Source organism: Belliella alkalica, from assembly GCF_022549785.1.
GTDB classification, from domain to species: Bacteria; Bacteroidota; Bacteroidia; order Cytophagales; family Cyclobacteriaceae; genus Belliella; species Belliella alkalica.
Map to the genome: position 1 here is coordinate 275,491 of NZ_JAKZGO010000003.1, position 16,739 is coordinate 292,229.

Here is a 16,739-nt window from a genome sequence, read left to right on the forward strand (position 1 = left end):
TATCGCCTTCTTTTTGGTAAGTGAATTACAGCGGAAGAGATTTTGTGTTCAGATCTTTTTCAAAATAAATAGTATCTGTAGCATAATCAAACAAGTCACCTTCAATAGTTACCGATTTTTGATTTTCTTCAGAAGAACATGCGAGGATAACACTTGATAGAAAATAAATCAGTGTAAAATTCTTCAGTTTTCTCATTTCACCTTGATATTATATTTCAATAAAATGGGATCTTCTTCATCTACAAGATTCTCTATAGCAGCTTCGAGTTGCGCAGTGTATTTACCAAAGTAATTACTCTCAATATAATTTTGAATATCATCAGCGTAAAGAATTTCATAAAAGAATCCGTCTTTTTCATATCCTTTTCCGCCAAAAGCTCCAAATGCCTTAGTAACTTTAAATTCCATACTTGGGTATTGAATATAGAGGTGTTGAATTGGAAATGAATCCAAATCATCTTGAATGATTTCTTGAGATTTTTTTATACCGAATACGGCAATTCGGACAACATTATTTGCTGCTAAGGCTGTACCAACATTAATGTTGTTTGCTTGATTTAGTAAGATGTTTTCAAAAAAGTATTCTGGATCTAGTTTGGAGTCTTCAGGCACATTGTTGTCTGCAAGATTGAGTTTGATCCAAGGTTTGATGCTGTCACTTTTGAAATGATAAACTGTGTCAGACGCTCCAAAATTCAAGATATAGGATTTATCAGACATTTCCGCGATTTGTCCTTCGATGAGATTTGCAGTGACTTCTCTGGTTTTTGGAGATAGAGGTTTGATCTCTTCGGTTTTTTCGTTTAAAAGTTGGAAAACGGGATAATAACCATTTTCATCGACTTCTCCGCTGTAATCATCTACCAAAATCCATTTCCCATCCCCTAAGGATTGATAAAATGGAATGAAATTAATATCAACGCCAGCTAGTTTTTTGACACCCTCAAAATCAAAATTTGTCTTGTTATAAAGTTTGAACGTTCCTCTTTGATCCCAAATTGCTAATTTGTCGTCAATCAAGTCAATTCCATTGATATATGGATATTCCTCAGGTCCATCACCTTGTTTTTTGAAAGTTTGTTCATACTTCCCATTAAGAGCAAAAACATGAATGGAAGCATCTCTGAAATCACCTGTCGAAAAATAGATTTTATCATCGATTTCCAAGTGTGGATCATTTGCTGAGAGTTTCAAAGGGGAATCTTCTGGAATCAAAAATGGAATAAATTCGATTTCATTGACTACTTCATCAAAAGAAATGATATCGGTTTCGGTAATTTTTATTTCTCGAAACCCCATATCCTTCTCAGTGGAAGAGTTACAGGAAAATAACAAACCGAATAAAGAAAATGTCAGAAAATGATAAAAGTACTTCATGCTAGTTTTTATAATGGTTGATGATAAAGCTAAAAATAATGGCTTTGTTTAGAAACTAAAAGTCAATTCATAAGAAAATCAAAGATTTAAAAAGTTTTTGAGTCAAAAAAAGCACCCCAAGAAGAGCTTCTTGGGGTGCTTTTTTCATTGATGGTGTCTCCCAGATTATCATTAATCCCCGGTTTGCGACCCAGGGCTCCGCCACGGCGGACAAGTTATTCAAGGTTTAACCCTTTCAGGGTTATTATTTTTAGGATTCAATACTAGGGTATTGTTTTATCTTTACTTTTTTTCAAATTGAAGTAAGGTCTTGTGTCTTGTATCTCGCTTCTCAAATCTAATTTCTCGCTTCTCCAATCAATCTTCCCCAAGGAATGGATATTTGTAATCTACAGGAGATACGAAAGTTTCTTTGATTGTTCTTGGAGAAACCCATCTAAGTAAGTTGATCATAGATCCGGCTTTGTCATTTGTTCCAGAAGCTCTCGCTCCTCCAAATGGCTGCTGACCTACTACCGCACCTGTTGGCTTGTCATTGATGTAGAAGTTACCCGCAGCATTTCTCAATTTTTGGGTAGCCAATTCGATCGCATATCTATCAGTAGAAAATATAGCGCCAGTCAAAGCGTATGGTGAAGTTTGATCTACCAATTCCAGAGCAGTCTCAAAATGCTCAGCATTGTATACATAGATCGTCAATACAGGGCCGAAGATTTCTTCTTGCATAGTCGTGTACATAGGGTCTTTGGTTACCAATACCGTAGGTTCGATAAAGTAGCCTTTTGACTTGTCAAAACTACCTCCTGCGATCACTTCTACTCCTTCGGCTGACTTTGCTTCAGTGATATAGTTGCTGATTTTATCAAATGATTTCTCGTCGATTACCGCATTGATGAAGTTGGTAAAATCTTCTGTAGGCCCCATTTTCATGTCGGCAAGATCCTCAAGCAAATATTTTTTCACATCTTCCCAAATATTGCTTGGAATGTAAGCACGGGAAGCTGCAGAACATTTTTGTCCTTGGAATTCGAATGCTCCTCTTGAAAGTCCTACTGCCACAGCTTTAGGGTTGGCGGACTTGTGGGCGATTACAAAATCTTTTCCTCCAGTTTCTCCTACGATTCGTGGATAAGATTTGTACTTGTAGATATTGCTACCGATTGTTTTCCAGATATGTTGGAATACGCCTGTAGAACCGGTAAAATGGATTCCCGCAAAATCAGGGTGGTTGAAGATGATTTCTCCAGCAGTAGGGCCGTCGACATAGATCAAGTTGATCACCCCATCAGGAACACCGGCTTCTTTGAATACATCCATCAATACTTTGGCAGAATAGATCTGTGTGTATGCGGGCTTCCAAACAATCGTGTTGCCCATCATGGCAGCAGAAGTAGGTAGGTTACCTGCGATAGCAGTGAAGTTGAAAGGTGTCAATGCAAATACAAATCCTTCCAAAGGTCTTTGTTCCAATCTATTCCAAACCCCATCACCCGAAACAGGTGGTTGTTGAGCATAGATTTCAGTCATATACTGTACATTGAATTTTAAAAAGTCAATGAACTCGCATGCGGCATCGATTTCTGCCTGCATTGCATTTTTGGATTGCCCAAGCATGGTGGCAGCATTGATTTTAGCTCGGTATGGCCCTGCAAGTAGGTCAGCAGCTTTGAGGAAAATAGCTGCTCTTTGTTCCCATTGCATGGATTCCCAAGCTTCTTTTGCGCCAAGGGCAGCATTGATTGCTTGTTCTACATGAGAAGCATCTCCTTCATGGAAATAACCAAGAATATGTTGATGGTCATGTGGAGGAGACATAGGCTTTTTGTTGCCCGTTCTCACTTCCTCAGAACCGATGTACATTGGTACATCTACTTCTTGGGATCTAAATTCTTTGAGTGTTTTTTGAAGCTCGATTCTTTCCGGAGATCCCGGAGCGTGAGCTTTTACCGGTTCGTTTTTGGGTGCCGGTACGTTGAAAAAACCTTTAAGCATATTTATTTGGAGTTTATATGATTTCTGAATGTCACAAATATAAGCAATATGGCTTGGAATGCCTTTTTTAAGATACTTTTTATATCACAGCAACCCCTCCAATTCCTTCAAGTGCTTGATCGTATGTGTCGGTTTCAACTCAATTCCTTTATTATGTGGGTCGAAATAGACTTGATCGATTTTAGCATTAATCGCTCCTAAAATATCAGAATTAGGATTGTCGCCAATCATTATCGCTCCTTCATTGTTTATTCCAAGATTGTCCAAGGCATATTGGAAAATCCTTGCATCAGGCTTTTTGTGTCCTGTCGTTTCCGAAGTAATGATCAAGTCAAAGTAAGGAGTAAGTCCTGACGCGTTTAGTTTTTTTGCCTGACTTTCATTGAACCCATTGGTGATGATATGCATGGGGTATTTTGGCTTGAGATAATCCAAAATCTCAATTGTGTATGGAAGGAGATAGTTTTTGGAAGAGGTTCTATGCATGAAATCTGGCTCTAAAAGTTCGGGGACACTCATAGGATCTACTCCAGCATTTTCAAAAACTAATTTAAACCGGGTAGCACGAAGGCTGTCCCTGTCAATCTTACCTACATCATATAATGCCCATAGTTTGAAATTCACATTGTAAAATGCCTTTATAAATGCACTCGCATCAATGATTCCAAGTTCGGTAAGCTTGTGCACTTCGTGAAGTTCTGTTAGGGACTCTTGCACATTGCGGTCATAGTCCCAGAGCGTGTGGTCTAGGTCGAAGAATAAATGTTGGTATTTTTTCACTAATAATTATTTACGATAGGGATTGTTTTGGATTTTGTTGATCGCCAACTCCCGGTTAGAATGTAGAATTTCATAGACCTCTTGATCTTTGATCAAGTTGATGTCTTTTTGTATAAACTTAAAAATCTGATTAATGATTTCAATTGCTTCTTCCAAAATATAATAAAAAGTCCATTGGTCAACTCGCCGACTACCCACCAAGCCTGCATTTTTGAGATAAATCAAATGTCTGCTTGTCTTGGTTTGTGTAAAATCAAGGATATGTTCTAAATCAGAAATTGATAATTCTTTATTTTGGATCAAAAGATGGATTATTCGTACTCTGGGCTCTTCTGAGAGGGCTTTGAAGATGCGCATTCCATAGCTCAAACTAATGTTTTTCAGTCTCATTAATAACTTTTAACGAAGAAATCGGGTTTAATATTGAGTAAATGACCCGAAAATAACCTATAATTATATCGTGGTTTAAACATAGGCTTTTCTAAGCCGTATTAAAAAGATAAATTAAAAAAAAATTGAAGCATAAAATCCAATATATAACCGTTTTTGTATTTTTCTTTGTTTTGGCCCTTGGATTTCAAAATTTACAAGCGCAAGATCAGAAGGAAAGAAAAGTGATTCAGCTCTCGGGTATTATTTTAAATGCCGATAGTACAGATGCTGTCCCTGGTGTCAATATCTACGTGCCAAAAAAAGGCAGAGGAACAAGTTCAGGAAGATTTGGGTACTTTTCAATGCCTGTACTGGAAGGGGATTCAGTTGTCTTTACTTTCGTAGGACTAAAAAGACAATCTTTTACAATACCGGTTGAAATGGTTGATGACAAAATCAGTTTGATCGTAACGATGCAAGAGGATGAAATTGCCTTGGCAGAGATAGAAGTAATGCCATATCCTACAGAGGAGGAATTCAAAAATGCCGTATTGGCAATGAATTATGAAGCTCCGATGTCTGTAGACTCAAGGGGGAATATGAGTCCAGAGACACTTTTGCGCTGGGCGGAGAATATGCCAGCCTCAGGAAATGAAAACTTCCGAGGTTTCCAGCAAGGACAAATCATGCAAATCCAAGACCGCTATGGCCCAAGACCATTCAGGTTGCTTGATCCATTCGCATGGTCACAATTCATTCAATCTATCAAGAGAGGCGATTTGAAGAAGAAAGACTAGGTGAAGGAGGGAATTGTAGATTGTAAAATGTAGATTTTAGATTGAAAAGATGGTGCAATCAGCTCCGAAGAGCCTGTCCCGAGAATCGGGAGGTTGAGCTTTTAAAATTGAAAGTGAAAATCGTCAGCTATTTACATTTCGTAACAAATAGGAAGGGTGAAAAGGGAATTATAGATTGTAGATTTTAGATTGAAAAGATGGTGTCGAAGGAAGGGTGAAATGCTTGGTAAAACCTATATTGGTCTTACTGAACAATACCAAAGATAAAATAAATGACAAAAACCGCTGATTCATTTAGATTCAGCGGTTTTTGTTTTATGACTAACTCAAGATGGTTTTAATAAGTAGGCATCTTGGTACATCGTACTTAATACAATAAAATCACTCCATAGACTTCATCAACTTCTGCAAAATCCCTTCTTCCTGCATGACTTTTTCGATATCTGAAATTGACCTTGGTACGAATTCACTTAAATTTTCATAACCATTTTCAGTGATAAGGATATTATCTTCTATACGAACACCAATGCCCCACCACTTTGGATCACAATCTGCTCCGTTTGGAATGTAGATTCCTGGCTCGATAGTAAAGACCATTCCAGGTTCAAAAGCACCATATCCACCTCTATCATGAACATCAAGTCCAAGGTGATGACCTATTCCGTGTGGGAAATAAGGATGTCTTTCACCTGATTTGATGATACCCAAATCGGCTAAACCTTTGTCTATGATTTTTTTGGAAATTGCTCCGATCTCCTGAAAGCTAGAACCTGTTTTGCTCGCTTTGGTACTTTCTTCCAATGCATTCAATACAATTTCATATATAGCTTTTTCTTCCTCAGAGAATTTACCTTTCACGGGCACTGTCCGTGTAATATCTCCAGAATAACCTCTGTATTCTGCACCAATATCCATCAACATCACACCTTCTTGCAAGTCTCTCACGCTGTTGTACACATAATGTAGAATCGTACTGTTGTTACCTGCTCCGGCGATAGAACCATATCCCACATATTCAGCCCCCATAGCTTTGTGGACAAATTCATGAACACCCTGAATAGCTCTTTCAGATACGCCTGGCTTGATGGATTTAAATGATTCTATATGTCCATGCCCCGATATTTCTACTGCTTTTTTGATAATTGCCACTTCTTCAGGTGTCTTGATCGCTCGCATCTGATTCATAATCTGATTGAGGATCTGATCAGAAGGTCTTGCGGGGCTTTTATTGACAGCTTTGAAAGCTTCAAGCATGCTTTTGAGTTCAGAATTGTGTCGGCCACCTTCCATTTCTGGTAGATTGAAAGACAAGGTTTGAGAAAATCCTGAAAAGTCAATACTTGGATTTTTCAGAAAATCAGAATTCAAATAGACCGTATTGAAGCCCAGCTTTTCTTTGACACCCTCTATTCCTAATCTCTCACCTTCCCACTGTTCCGTTCTTGGATCTCTTTTTTGGACAAAAATAATTTCTTTGACTTCCTGTCCATCGATTTGTTGGGGAGTTTTGAATACGATCAAAGCCGAATTGGGTTCTCTAAAACCTGTGAGGTAGTAAAAGTCCGAATTTGGCCTATATTCAAAATCTGTATCGTTTGATCTGTTTTTGACAGGATTGTTGAAAAACACCGCAACCGCATTCTCAGGCAGCTTTTCTCTTAATAAATCCCTTCTTCCCTGATGAAAATCAGGACTCAATCCATCATCAAACCAAGACTGTGCAAAGCTTGGTGAAATGATAATAAAACAGAGAAATAGAATGAATGATAGTTTGAGAAGTTTTCTTTTCATTTGTTTATAGTAGCTAAAATGAAAAGGAAATATACGCTTCATTTCTGAAAATCAGGAAACCATTGATCAAAATTTAGGTTCTTGTTCCTTGAAAATGTTCACACTTTTCCATTTTTCATTTTTAGTTGTCAAAGAGGCAGGGATAAATACTCCTTCATGATAGTGAGGCCCAGGCTTATATTCTTTTTGCTCGTGGCTTAAGATTCCTTCCAAGATGATTTCTTCTAAGTTTTCTTTCGTATTGTTCACATTCTTATTTACACCCTTCATGAAATACATAATATCAAGTTTGTCCTCGTTTTGATACTCTGCTATAATATGGTTCAGGACTTTTTTGACTTGTATATGTTTGATTTCGTAGTAATCGTGCGTAGTGAGTTTCAAGAGATATTCAGGTTTTTTTAGGGTTCCTTTTGGCCGAGTTTCCACCACTTGGTGAAGTGCAAAATCCTCTTTTGCATAATCATCCAGATTCACTTCAACCAATTCGTCGTCTATTTCTATAGATAAATTCTTTTCTTTTTTCCAATTTTCCCAAACCTCCTCTCTTATAGTTTTTTTGGCAGGTGGTGTTGAGAATTTGAAAGTGATTTTGATTTTTTCTGAGTTATCTTGAAGTTCTTTCAATTTAACAAAAGCTGCTTCTTCCAGAAAAGGGAATTCACTTGCCTTTTCCTTTTCTTCCTCACTCAACGTGTTGTAAGCCTCACTCAAATTTTCTAAGTCAAGATTTTTTAGCACTAAAGTGTATCGATCATCAGCTTCCAATGCGTTTTCTATCAGTTTTTCATATTTTTCAAGCGATTGGGCAAAAGTTACAATCGGGTTGACTTGAAAACCCTGTACAGATGAGCTAAATGCCGCTAAGGCCAAAAAACTACATGCAATAGCATATCCTTTGAGCAAAATAGATTTAGAGTTATGGGTTTTTTCAGCCATCATCTGCAATCTTTTCTTAGTGATGGAGTAATTCACGGAACTGCTTAAGGCAAATGACTCGGACTTTTGGGTAATCTTAGAAATCAAGAGCAATTGATAATCAGTTCTGCTTTCGAAAGCTTCATTTACAGCTTGGTCTGCAAGGTATTCGTGGTTGAGTTGAATGACGTTTTTATAAAACCATACGACTGGGTTAAACCATAAGAAGATTTTCAGGATCTCTACAAATAAAATATCCAAGCTGTGCTTTTGTCTTATATGAGTCAATTCATGCTCAAGTATTTCTTTTTCAAGTTGATTGTTTTGATAGATTTCTTTGTTGATGAAAAAATAATTGAGAAAAATGAAAGGCAAAGTGTCTTCATCAAGCAATACAAATTTGAAATCACCTTGATTCTCTTGTTGGCAGGATCTTATCAATTTCGAAAACCCCAAAATCTTGGTGATAAAAACAAAAGTAAAAAAAGCGATCCCAGTTAAGTATAAGACAAAAATTAGAGTAGATTTTTTGAAAGGAAGTGGATTTTTGCTCTCGGATTTTTCAACAAAATTAAAATCAGATTCTACAGGAAGTACAGTATTGCTTGGATCAGAAGCCTTTTCTGCCATAATCGGCAAACTTTCCTTTTCATCAAATTCTAATATCCTTTCAAATTGATGACTTACATTTTGGAATTGCGGAAATAAATTAGGTAGGACTATCAATGGAGCTACCAATGAAAGCATCAAACTCAGCAACAAATAAAACCTGTTGAACTTGAACGTGTTGATTTTCGACAAAAAGACTTTGTAGATTATTAACAAAACAGTCATTAATAAAGCTACCTTGATGAAGTAGAGTATCATGATTTCTTGGATTTTAATTGATCATCGATTATGGATTTCAGTGATTCCAGTTGTTTTTCGGACAGATCGGTTTCTTTGGTAAAAAAGGAAGCAAACTGTGCGGGAGAGTTATTGAAGAATGTCTTGATCAGAAGATTAACTTTTCCAGAGAAATAATCGCTTTTTGAAATCAGCGGATAGTACTCTCGAGAATTTCCATAAACCTGAAAAGAGATTGCTTTTTTATCACTCAACCTTTTGAGTAGTGTTGCCACAGTGGTACTAGCAGGTTTTGGATCACTATGGGCTTCAAGGATGTCTTTCATAAAAGCCTTTTTCTTTTCCCAGATGATATTCATTAAATGTTCTTCTGCGTTGGAGAGGTTCATGTTCTGTTTTTGTAGAGGTTGTTCTACAAATATAGAATAGATTTTTTCAAAACAAAACTTTAGGTTGAAAAAAAGTACTTGAACTTAGAAACTTACCATAGATAAAATAGGGAGGTGGATTTAACAAAATGGTTACTTTGGCTTCAATGGGAATCCTTATATTTGCACGGAATTAAAAATAAAAAAATAATGAAGAAAATATTCATATTACCTCTTTTTGCATTGCTGATCAGTTTTTCATCTTTTGCACAGGAAAAATCCAAACCCAAACTAGTGGTTGGGATTGTGGTTGATCAGATGAGGCAGGAATATTTCTATAAATTTCAAGATAGGTATACTGAAGGGGGATTCAAGAGATTGATGAATGAGGGTTTTATGATGAAAAATGCCCATTACAATTATATTCCTACTTACACAGGACCTGGACATGCGTCTGTTTACACAGGAACCACACCAGCTACGCATGGCGTAATTGCAAATAATTGGTATGTAAGAAGTCTTGGGAGAAGTATTTATTGTGCAGAGGACAGCACTGTCACTGCCATTGGCGGCTCAGAGGGCAACGGACAGATTTCTCCGAGAAATATGCTTTCCACGACAATTTCTGATGAATTGAGATTTTCGACAAATAAGCGCTCCAAAGTAGTTGGTATAGCAATAAAGGATAGAGGAGCTTCACTTCCTGCGGGACATTTGGGGGATGCTTATTGGTTTGATAGCAAAACTGGCAATTTTATGACTTCATCATATTACTATAATGAATTGCCTGCTTGGGTGAAGTCATTCAATGATAAAAAGTTGGCCGAAAAGTATCTTTCTGGGAAATGGGAGACTTTGTTTCCGATAGAGACATACAAGCAAAGTATCGCTGATGACAATGAATTTGAAGGGCCATTTATCGGTAAGGAAAATACAGCCTTTCCTTATGATTTGAAATCATTGATGGAGGATAATGGAGAATATGGTTTGATTTCTACTACACCTTATGGCAATTCACTAACATTGGATTTGGCTTATGCTGCTTTGGAAGGGGAGAAGTTAGGAAAAAATGGAGAAACTGACTTACTGGCTATGAGTTTTTCTTCTCCGGATTATATTGGACATAGATTTGGGCCTACCTCGGTTGAGCTAGAGGATAATTATCTAAGGTTGGATAGAGAGTTGGAAAAGTTTTTCGAGTACTTGGACAAAGAATATGGAAAAGGTGAGTACTTGGTTTTTTTGACAGCAGATCATGCTGTAGCAGACATTGTTGACTACATGAAAAGTGAAAATGTACCAGCTGGAAATTTCAACAATAGGTTTGTATTGACACAAATGAGAGGATTCACTTCAGAGAAATTCGGTGAAGGAAACTGGATCTCTAATTTCTCAAATGAGCAGGTTTTTATCAATCAAGACTTGGCTAAGGAAAAAGGAGTAGATGTTGAAGAAATCCAAAGAGCATTGGCTGATTTTCTTTTAGGGTTTGAAGGCATCAAGGAAGTTTATACAGCCACTGATATGAAGAAACTGGAATACACCCAAGGTAAGAAGTCACTTCTTCAGATGGGCTTCAACCACAAAGCATCAGGGGATTTGTTGCTGATTTTGGAGCCAGCTTGGTTGAGCAGTTCGTACAAAGGAACTACCCATGGGACTGGCTATACTTATGACACCCATGTTCCAATAGTCTTTATGGGGTGGAATATCAAGCCAGGAAGCAGTTCAAGATATGCCACAGTCACAGATATTGCTCCGACATTGTCCATCATGCTCGGCACCCGTCTTCCAAATGGCGCTACTGGGCAGCCTATTTTGGAGATTTTGGAATAAGAAAGTTAGTTATTGGTTGGTTGAGTTAATTGGGGAATAAGGGAGAGAAGAAAAAGGAGATTTGAGACAAGAGATTATAGATGTGAGACACATATGTCAACCCCGAATGGGGTTGAACTTTAAATACTTGTCCGCCGTGGCGGAACCCCGGGTCGTAACCCGGGGAATAAAGATGATCCAGGAGACAACAATCCCGAAGTGCCTGTCCCGAAAATTTCGGGAGGTTGAACTCCTCTAATTAAAACAAAAAAGTGTTAACTATTTTCAGGACGAGACAGCAACATCCCAGAGCGGGGTTGAATTTTAAATTTTATCAATTCAAAATGCTGTCACCTGATTTCAATATTTACCAAATAAAAAAACCTTTGAAAGAGCTTCTGCTTTTTCAAAGGTTATTTACTTTTTATATAACTCTACTTTATAATCCAATCCAATAATTACTCCGTCCAACTCATAGGGTAATTCGGATCTACAAATTCCAAGCCTTGGGTAGTGACATACATTGAGTTGAATGTATCTAGCATCACAGCAAGTTCTTCGGTGGCTTTTGCTCCAATCGATTTTTCAACTGTCCCAGGATGTGGTCCATGTGGTAAACCACCCATGTGTAAAGTAAATGAACCTCTGTCGATTCCTTTTCTACTCATAAATTCACCCTCTGCATAATACAAGATCTCGTCGGAATCAATATTACTATGGTTGTATGGTGCAGGGATTGACAACGGATGGTAATCAAATAGTCGAGGGACAAATGAACAAATCACAAATCCCCAAGCTTGAAAAGTCTGATGCACCGGTGGCGGCTGATGGATTCGACCAGTAATCGGTTCGAAGTCGTGGATCGAAAGCGCATAAGGGTATAGATAGCCATCCCATCCAACAATGTCCAATGGACTATGGCCGTAAGTGTATGGATGGAGCATCCCCTGCTTTTTTATTTGGACTAGGTATTCGCCTTTTTCACTTTCTGTGTACATTTCATGAGGAGGACGAATATCCCTTTCACAATATGGAGAATGTTCTAAAAGTTGCCCAACTTCATTTCTATATCTTTTGACAGTCTCAATCGGACCTTTGGATTCTATGACCAAAAGCCTGAGTGGACCTTCTTCATTAAATTCAAATCTATAAATAGTAGTTCTCGGAATCACAATGTAGTCACCTTGCCTTACTTCCAGTTTTCCAAATTGAGAATACATCACACCTTCTCCATCGTGGATGTAAAGCAACTCATCTCCATCAGCATTTTTGAAAAAGTAATCCATCTTTCTTTGTTCTGGAGAACAAATGCCCATCATCACATCATTGTTCATCATCAGCATTTTTCGCGCACTGAGGTAATCTTTCCCTGTTATGCCTACTCCAGCTGTCTTGAGATGTGTTTGTTTTAGCCCATGTTCTTTGGCGATTTCCCAGTCAAAAGGAGTGGGTTTGCCGATTTTTTGAACATTGTTGGGATTATGGATATGATATAAGTTAGAATATATACCAGAAAACCCTTTTGAGCTCACCAATTCTTCTTTATAAAGACTACCATCAGGTTGCCTGAATTGGGTATGTCTCTTCGGAGGGATATTTCCAAGTCTGTGATAATATGCCATTTACTTTTGGGTTTATATTTATATTCAAATTTAAGGAATTATGTTGACCTGCTGTCAAGTTGAAGGTTTTATTTCCTTTTGTAAAGCGGAGGAGCTACAAAGTTGGAAGGTTACAAGGTTTTAAGGTTATTGGTAAGCTAGATTTCAAGGGCGCTTCAGGGGATGGATGAGTTGGATAGGGGTGAAAAAATCGATTACGAACAATTTATGTCGAAGTATAGGTAATGAAGAGAAAATAGAAATAATTATGCTGTTTGATAATCGGGAAAATCCTAATAAAATCCATAGGATTCAGTAGTTATACTAGAATTTTTTTAACCGAATTCTACTAAAAAAAATAATCCCCTCTACAAATTTTATTGAGTGGAGGGGATTGACTTGTCATTTCTTCTCAAGCTTCTTATTTACCTTGCACTAGCTGATGTCGCAGCGCTAATGGCAATAATCGTTAGGATTGCGGCTTGAATCTCTTTGATTGCTAGCTCGACGGTGTCTTTGATGGGGTTTTCTCTGACGATTTCCTGAATTCGTTTTTTGATAGCCCTCTTGTTTTGGCTGTCTGAAGTCAATAATTTGTGCATTTGACTTGCATCTATCAGTCCCAACAAAGCTACTTGTTCAGTGTTTAGGGAATCCGGACTCCTGATAAATTCCTTCAAAGAGAAATGCAACTCATTTCTAAGTTGTTTGTCCAAAACAAAAACTCTTTTATATGGGAAAATTCCCAAAAATGCTTTTTCATGTGTTCTCACCACTCTTTTTGATTCCACATCTTTCAATATTGACCATCTGAATTTGCCGCTTTTTCTACCCAACTTCTGAACCCAATATTTTAGTGTTCTTGGTTTCTTTGATTCTTGGATCAAATTTATCACTCCGAGTAATACAGGACTGTCAATTTTATCAATGTCATTTAAATAGATATTGCCATCCACTAACTTGAGGTGCTCTTTGATGGAAAGCTCCAACAAGATAGCTCCTGTCAAACTGTAGTTTAGGTGTAAATCAGGGGAAATAAATTTTCCATTCTCAGGATGAATGGACAACAAAAGCAGTTTTTCTGAAAGTGATAATTCCATATGGTGAATTTTGATTGATTAAAATTACATTGACTTTACTTAAAAAGTGGAAAAAAAGTTTGGTTTCAGGTCAATATGTTTATCCGCAATGATACCATTAGGTGAATTTACCAATAAAATCATACGGAAAATTGTTATTTACGCCACAGCGAACAAGGGACATTGGTTGATTAGTTATCTGTGCATCAATTGATTTAGAATATATCATTTTGTTTGGCACTGGTAAGAAAGCGGATTTACATATTAGACAACCATATGGTTAAAAAAAAAGCGGCTCGAAGCCGCTTTTAGGTATTATTCAAAATCAATTGGTTTTAAGCAATTGAAATATTTATTAATCTTCAAAAAGGTATTTGCTCAATTCTTCTTTGGCAGCACCTGTTTTTTTCTGGAGTTTGCCCAGGAGTTGATCTTCTTGACCTTCAGCATAAGCTAAATCATCATCTGTCAGCTCACCATACTTCTCTTTCAACTTACCCTTCATTTCGTTCCAGTTTCCTTTCAATTTCAATTTAGTAGACATAACAATAATTGGTTTTAGTTTAAAATATATTATGTTTATAATAATGCAAGTACTGTTCCAAAGCTTCTTTTTTGTCTTAAAATGATTTTAATCTTTAAATCTTTTTGGATTAAACAAATTATCTAATAAAATTCTGATTGTAAGATGTTTGTAGTTTTTAAAAATTGATAGAATTTGTAATTTAAATTCATTGAGGTATGTAGTATGCAGGATTCTCATTTTTTCATTTGGGGAAAAGTTTACTGGATTAAGTGGATTTCTTTCCCCAAAACCCTAAAATTTAGTACCTTTAAATTTTAATTTTTATCTATCATAACGTCATGAGCCAAGCTGCATTAGTTAAAAAGCCGGAGGAAATTTTAAAACAATTTTTTGGTTACTCGGAATTTAGAGGGAATCAGCAAGCCATCATTGACTCAGTACTCAAAAAGAAAGATACAATTGTATTGATGCCTACAGGTGGAGGCAAATCTGTTTGTTACCAAGTTCCGGCGATGATTTTTGAGGGATTGACTTTGGTGATATCGCCTTTGATTTCTTTGATGAAGGATCAAGTTGATGCTTTGAATGCCAATGGGATTCCTGCTGCATTCCTCAATTCCTCTCAAAGTCAAAGCGAACAGCGCTTTATCTCTTCACAAATTGAATCAGGAAAAATAAAACTATTATACATTGCTCCAGAGCGCTTGTATAAAGGGGATTATCCGTTGATTGATTTTCTAAAAACTGTTAATTTATCTCTTGTAGCTATCGATGAAGCACATTGCGTTTCCCAGTGGGGTCATGATTTCAGGCCTGAATATTTGAAAATTGGTGAGTTGAGGAAATCATTTCCTCAAATTCCATTTGTAGCACTGACGGCTACAGCAGATAAATTGACACGAAAGGATATTGCTGATAAGTTGGGTTTGAAGGCTCCTCAATGGTTTATTTCATCTTTTGATAGAAGTAACATCACTTATCGTGTAACTGCCAAAAGGGATGCAATGGGTAAGTTGTTGGAGTTTTTGGATTTCCACAAAAAGGATTCAGGAGTAATTTATTGCCTCTCGAGAAAAAATGTAGAGGAAACAGCAGCTGAATTGCAAGCCAGGGGACTGTCTGCATTGCCTTATCACGCTGGGTTGCCTAGGGAAGAGCGAGAGAAGAACCAAGAGCTTTTTATCAAAGATGAAGTGAAAATCATGGTGGCTACCATAGCTTTTGGGATGGGGATAGATAAATCCAATGTCAGGTTTGTTGTCCATATGAATATGCCGCAGAATGTAGAGGGCTACTATCAGGAGACAGGTAGGGCAGGAAGAGATGGGCTTCCGAGCGATGCCTTGTTGTTTTACTCAGGTCAAGACGCGATTACACTTGGTAGAATGCTAGATCAAGGCGAAAATCAAGAGTTTACCCATGTGATGCAGGATAAGTTGGAGAAGATGAAATCATTTTGTCAAACGAAGGTCTGCAGGAGGAAATTTTTACTGAATTACTTTGGGGAGAACCATGCGGGGGATTGTGGCAATTGTGATATCTGCTTTCAAAAAGGAAATCGCCAAGATATGACTATTCCTTCGCAGATGCTGCTTTCTACAGTAGCCAGATTGGGGGAGAATTATGGGATAGGCTATGTCATTCTTGTGCTTAGGGGGTCAAAATCTGCCAAAGTCCAAGAAGCACACCAGAGTTTGAGTGTCTATGGAATTGGAAAAGATAGATCGGAGTCGTTTTGGAAGGATCTAGGCGACAAGTTGCTTCAAGAAGATTACCTAGCAGAGGCAGGTGCTCAATTTCCAACTTTGAAACTCACGGAATTTGCTTGGCAAAAGCTAAAAGCTAAAGAAAAGATCTTACTTCCGATGGAAGAATCTATATCAGACGTGTCAAGTAAACCAAGTACACATCACGAAGATTTATTGGATGAATTGAAAGCTCTAAGGTATTCCATTGCCCAAAAAAGCGGGGTTCCTCCTTATGTAGTTTTTGCTGATAATTCATTGCTGGAGATGGCTACCTATCTGCCAGTTGATGAGGCTTCATTTTTGACGATTTCGGGCGTAGGACAAGTGAAAGCACAAAGCTATGGTGATGACTTTCTCAAAGTTGTAGGAGAATATGTCAGAAAAAATAACCTCACTCCCCATAGAAAAGTACAGGCCCAAAGAACCAAGCCACTTCGGAGTTCCCAGTCTGAAGCGTTGACTTTAAAGTTGTTCAATGAAGGTAAAAATATATATCAAATTGCTGAAGAGAGAGGAATGACTTTCAATACTGTGGAGGAGCATTTGGTAAATATGATCCAAAAGAAAGAAGTGGATGCTGAGAAATTTTTGTCTAAAGATGATATTTTGAATATTAGATTGGCATATAGAAGGCAGGGGACACATTTTCTCAAGCCATTGAAAGAGCATTTTGGAGAAAGGTATTCATATTTTCAGTTGAAGGTGGCTTTGGCAAATGAGAGATAGGAA

14 protein-coding genes are annotated in these 16,739 nt (G+C 37.4%); 3 read left to right on the forward strand and 11 right to left on the reverse strand.

Translation table 11 applies throughout. The annotated features are described in order from the left end of the window. Window positions 1-25: 25 nt before the first annotated feature. From MM213_RS05245 to MM213_RS05265, 5 genes are all read right to left on the reverse strand, one after another. A complete protein-coding gene (locus tag MM213_RS05245) occupies window positions 26-196 on the reverse strand; it encodes a hypothetical protein (RefSeq protein WP_241410420.1) in 171 nt (56 codons plus the stop codon). After that, window positions 193-1,377, reverse strand: a complete 1,185-nt coding sequence (locus MM213_RS05250; RefSeq protein WP_241410421.1) for a 6-bladed beta-propeller — start codon at window positions 1,375-1,377, stop codon at window positions 193-195. The genes MM213_RS05245 and MM213_RS05250 overlap by 4 nt, the downstream gene beginning before the upstream one ends. Window positions 1,378-1,734: 357 nt before the next feature. Beyond that, window positions 1,735-3,369: an L-glutamate gamma-semialdehyde dehydrogenase gene (gene pruA / locus MM213_RS05255; protein ID WP_241410422.1), complete on the reverse strand. Its 1,635-nt coding sequence runs from the start codon at window positions 3,367-3,369 to the stop codon at window positions 1,735-1,737. Between the two features lie 84 nt (window positions 3,370-3,453). After that, window positions 3,454-4,149, reverse strand: coding sequence for a YjjG family noncanonical pyrimidine nucleotidase (locus MM213_RS05260; protein ID WP_241410423.1), 696 nt, complete (start codon window positions 4,147-4,149; stop codon window positions 3,454-3,456). Window positions 4,150-4,155: 6 nt separating this feature from the next. Next, entirely contained in the window at window positions 4,156-4,539 is a 384-nt protein-coding gene (locus tag MM213_RS05265; RefSeq protein ID WP_241410424.1) for an ArsR/SmtB family transcription factor, read from the reverse strand. A gap of 173 nt (window positions 4,540-4,712) precedes the next feature. Here MM213_RS05265 and MM213_RS05270 point away from each other — a divergent pair, with 173 nt between their 5' ends. Next, entirely contained in the window at window positions 4,713-5,318 is a 606-nt protein-coding gene (locus MM213_RS05270; RefSeq protein ID WP_255806918.1) for a carboxypeptidase-like regulatory domain-containing protein, read from the forward strand. A 381-nt stretch (window positions 5,319-5,699) separates the two neighbouring features. Here the strand turns inward: MM213_RS05270 and MM213_RS05275 are convergent, their stop codons facing one another. The 3 genes from MM213_RS05275 to MM213_RS05285 all read right to left on the reverse strand — a co-directional run bounded on the left by MM213_RS05275 (window position 5,700) and on the right by MM213_RS05285 (window position 9,262). Beyond that, window positions 5,700-7,109 (reverse strand): aminopeptidase P N-terminal domain-containing protein, encoded by a 1,410-nt coding sequence (locus MM213_RS05275; protein WP_241410425.1) that lies wholly within the window; start codon window positions 7,107-7,109, stop codon window positions 5,700-5,702. A gap of 66 nt (window positions 7,110-7,175) precedes the next feature. After that, the gene (locus tag MM213_RS05280; RefSeq protein ID WP_241410426.1) at window positions 7,176-8,894 is read right to left on the reverse strand and encodes a M56 family metallopeptidase; all 1,719 of its coding nucleotides are present in this window, start codon (window positions 8,892-8,894) and stop codon (window positions 7,176-7,178) included. Further along, the gene (locus tag MM213_RS05285; protein WP_241410427.1) at window positions 8,891-9,262 is read right to left on the reverse strand and encodes a BlaI/MecI/CopY family transcriptional regulator; all 372 of its coding nucleotides are present in this window, start codon (window positions 9,260-9,262) and stop codon (window positions 8,891-8,893) included. Before MM213_RS05285 ends, MM213_RS05280 begins: the two co-directional genes overlap by 4 nt. A 189-nt stretch (window positions 9,263-9,451) precedes the next feature. Here MM213_RS05285 and pafA point away from each other — a divergent pair, with 189 nt between their 5' ends. Next, the gene (gene pafA, locus MM213_RS05290) at window positions 9,452-11,077 is read left to right on the forward strand and encodes an alkaline phosphatase PafA (RefSeq protein ID WP_241410428.1); all 1,626 of its coding nucleotides are present in this window, start codon (window positions 9,452-9,454) and stop codon (window positions 11,075-11,077) included. A gap of 437 nt (window positions 11,078-11,514) precedes the next feature. Here the strand turns inward: pafA and MM213_RS05295 are convergent, their stop codons facing one another. The 3 genes from MM213_RS05295 to MM213_RS05305 form a co-directional block, all read right to left on the reverse strand. Further along, window positions 11,515-12,678, reverse strand: coding sequence for a homogentisate 1,2-dioxygenase (locus MM213_RS05295; RefSeq protein WP_241410429.1), 1,164 nt, complete (start codon window positions 12,676-12,678; stop codon window positions 11,515-11,517). A gap of 404 nt (window positions 12,679-13,082) precedes the next feature. Beyond that, the gene (locus tag MM213_RS05300) at window positions 13,083-13,757 is read right to left on the reverse strand and encodes a GOLPH3/VPS74 family protein (RefSeq protein WP_241410430.1); all 675 of its coding nucleotides are present in this window, start codon (window positions 13,755-13,757) and stop codon (window positions 13,083-13,085) included. 334 nt (window positions 13,758-14,091) lie between these two features. Next, entirely contained in the window at window positions 14,092-14,280 is a 189-nt protein-coding gene (locus MM213_RS05305; RefSeq protein WP_241410431.1) for a CsbD family protein, read from the reverse strand. A 320-nt stretch (window positions 14,281-14,600) separates the two neighbouring features. On the opposite strand from MM213_RS05305, the gene recQ reads away from it, so the two are divergent. Next, on the forward strand, window positions 14,601-16,736 hold the full coding sequence (recQ, locus tag MM213_RS05310; RefSeq protein ID WP_241410432.1) for a DNA helicase RecQ: 2,136 nt from the start codon (window positions 14,601-14,603) through the stop codon (window positions 16,734-16,736). The last annotated feature ends 3 nt before the right edge of the window (window positions 16,737-16,739 follow it).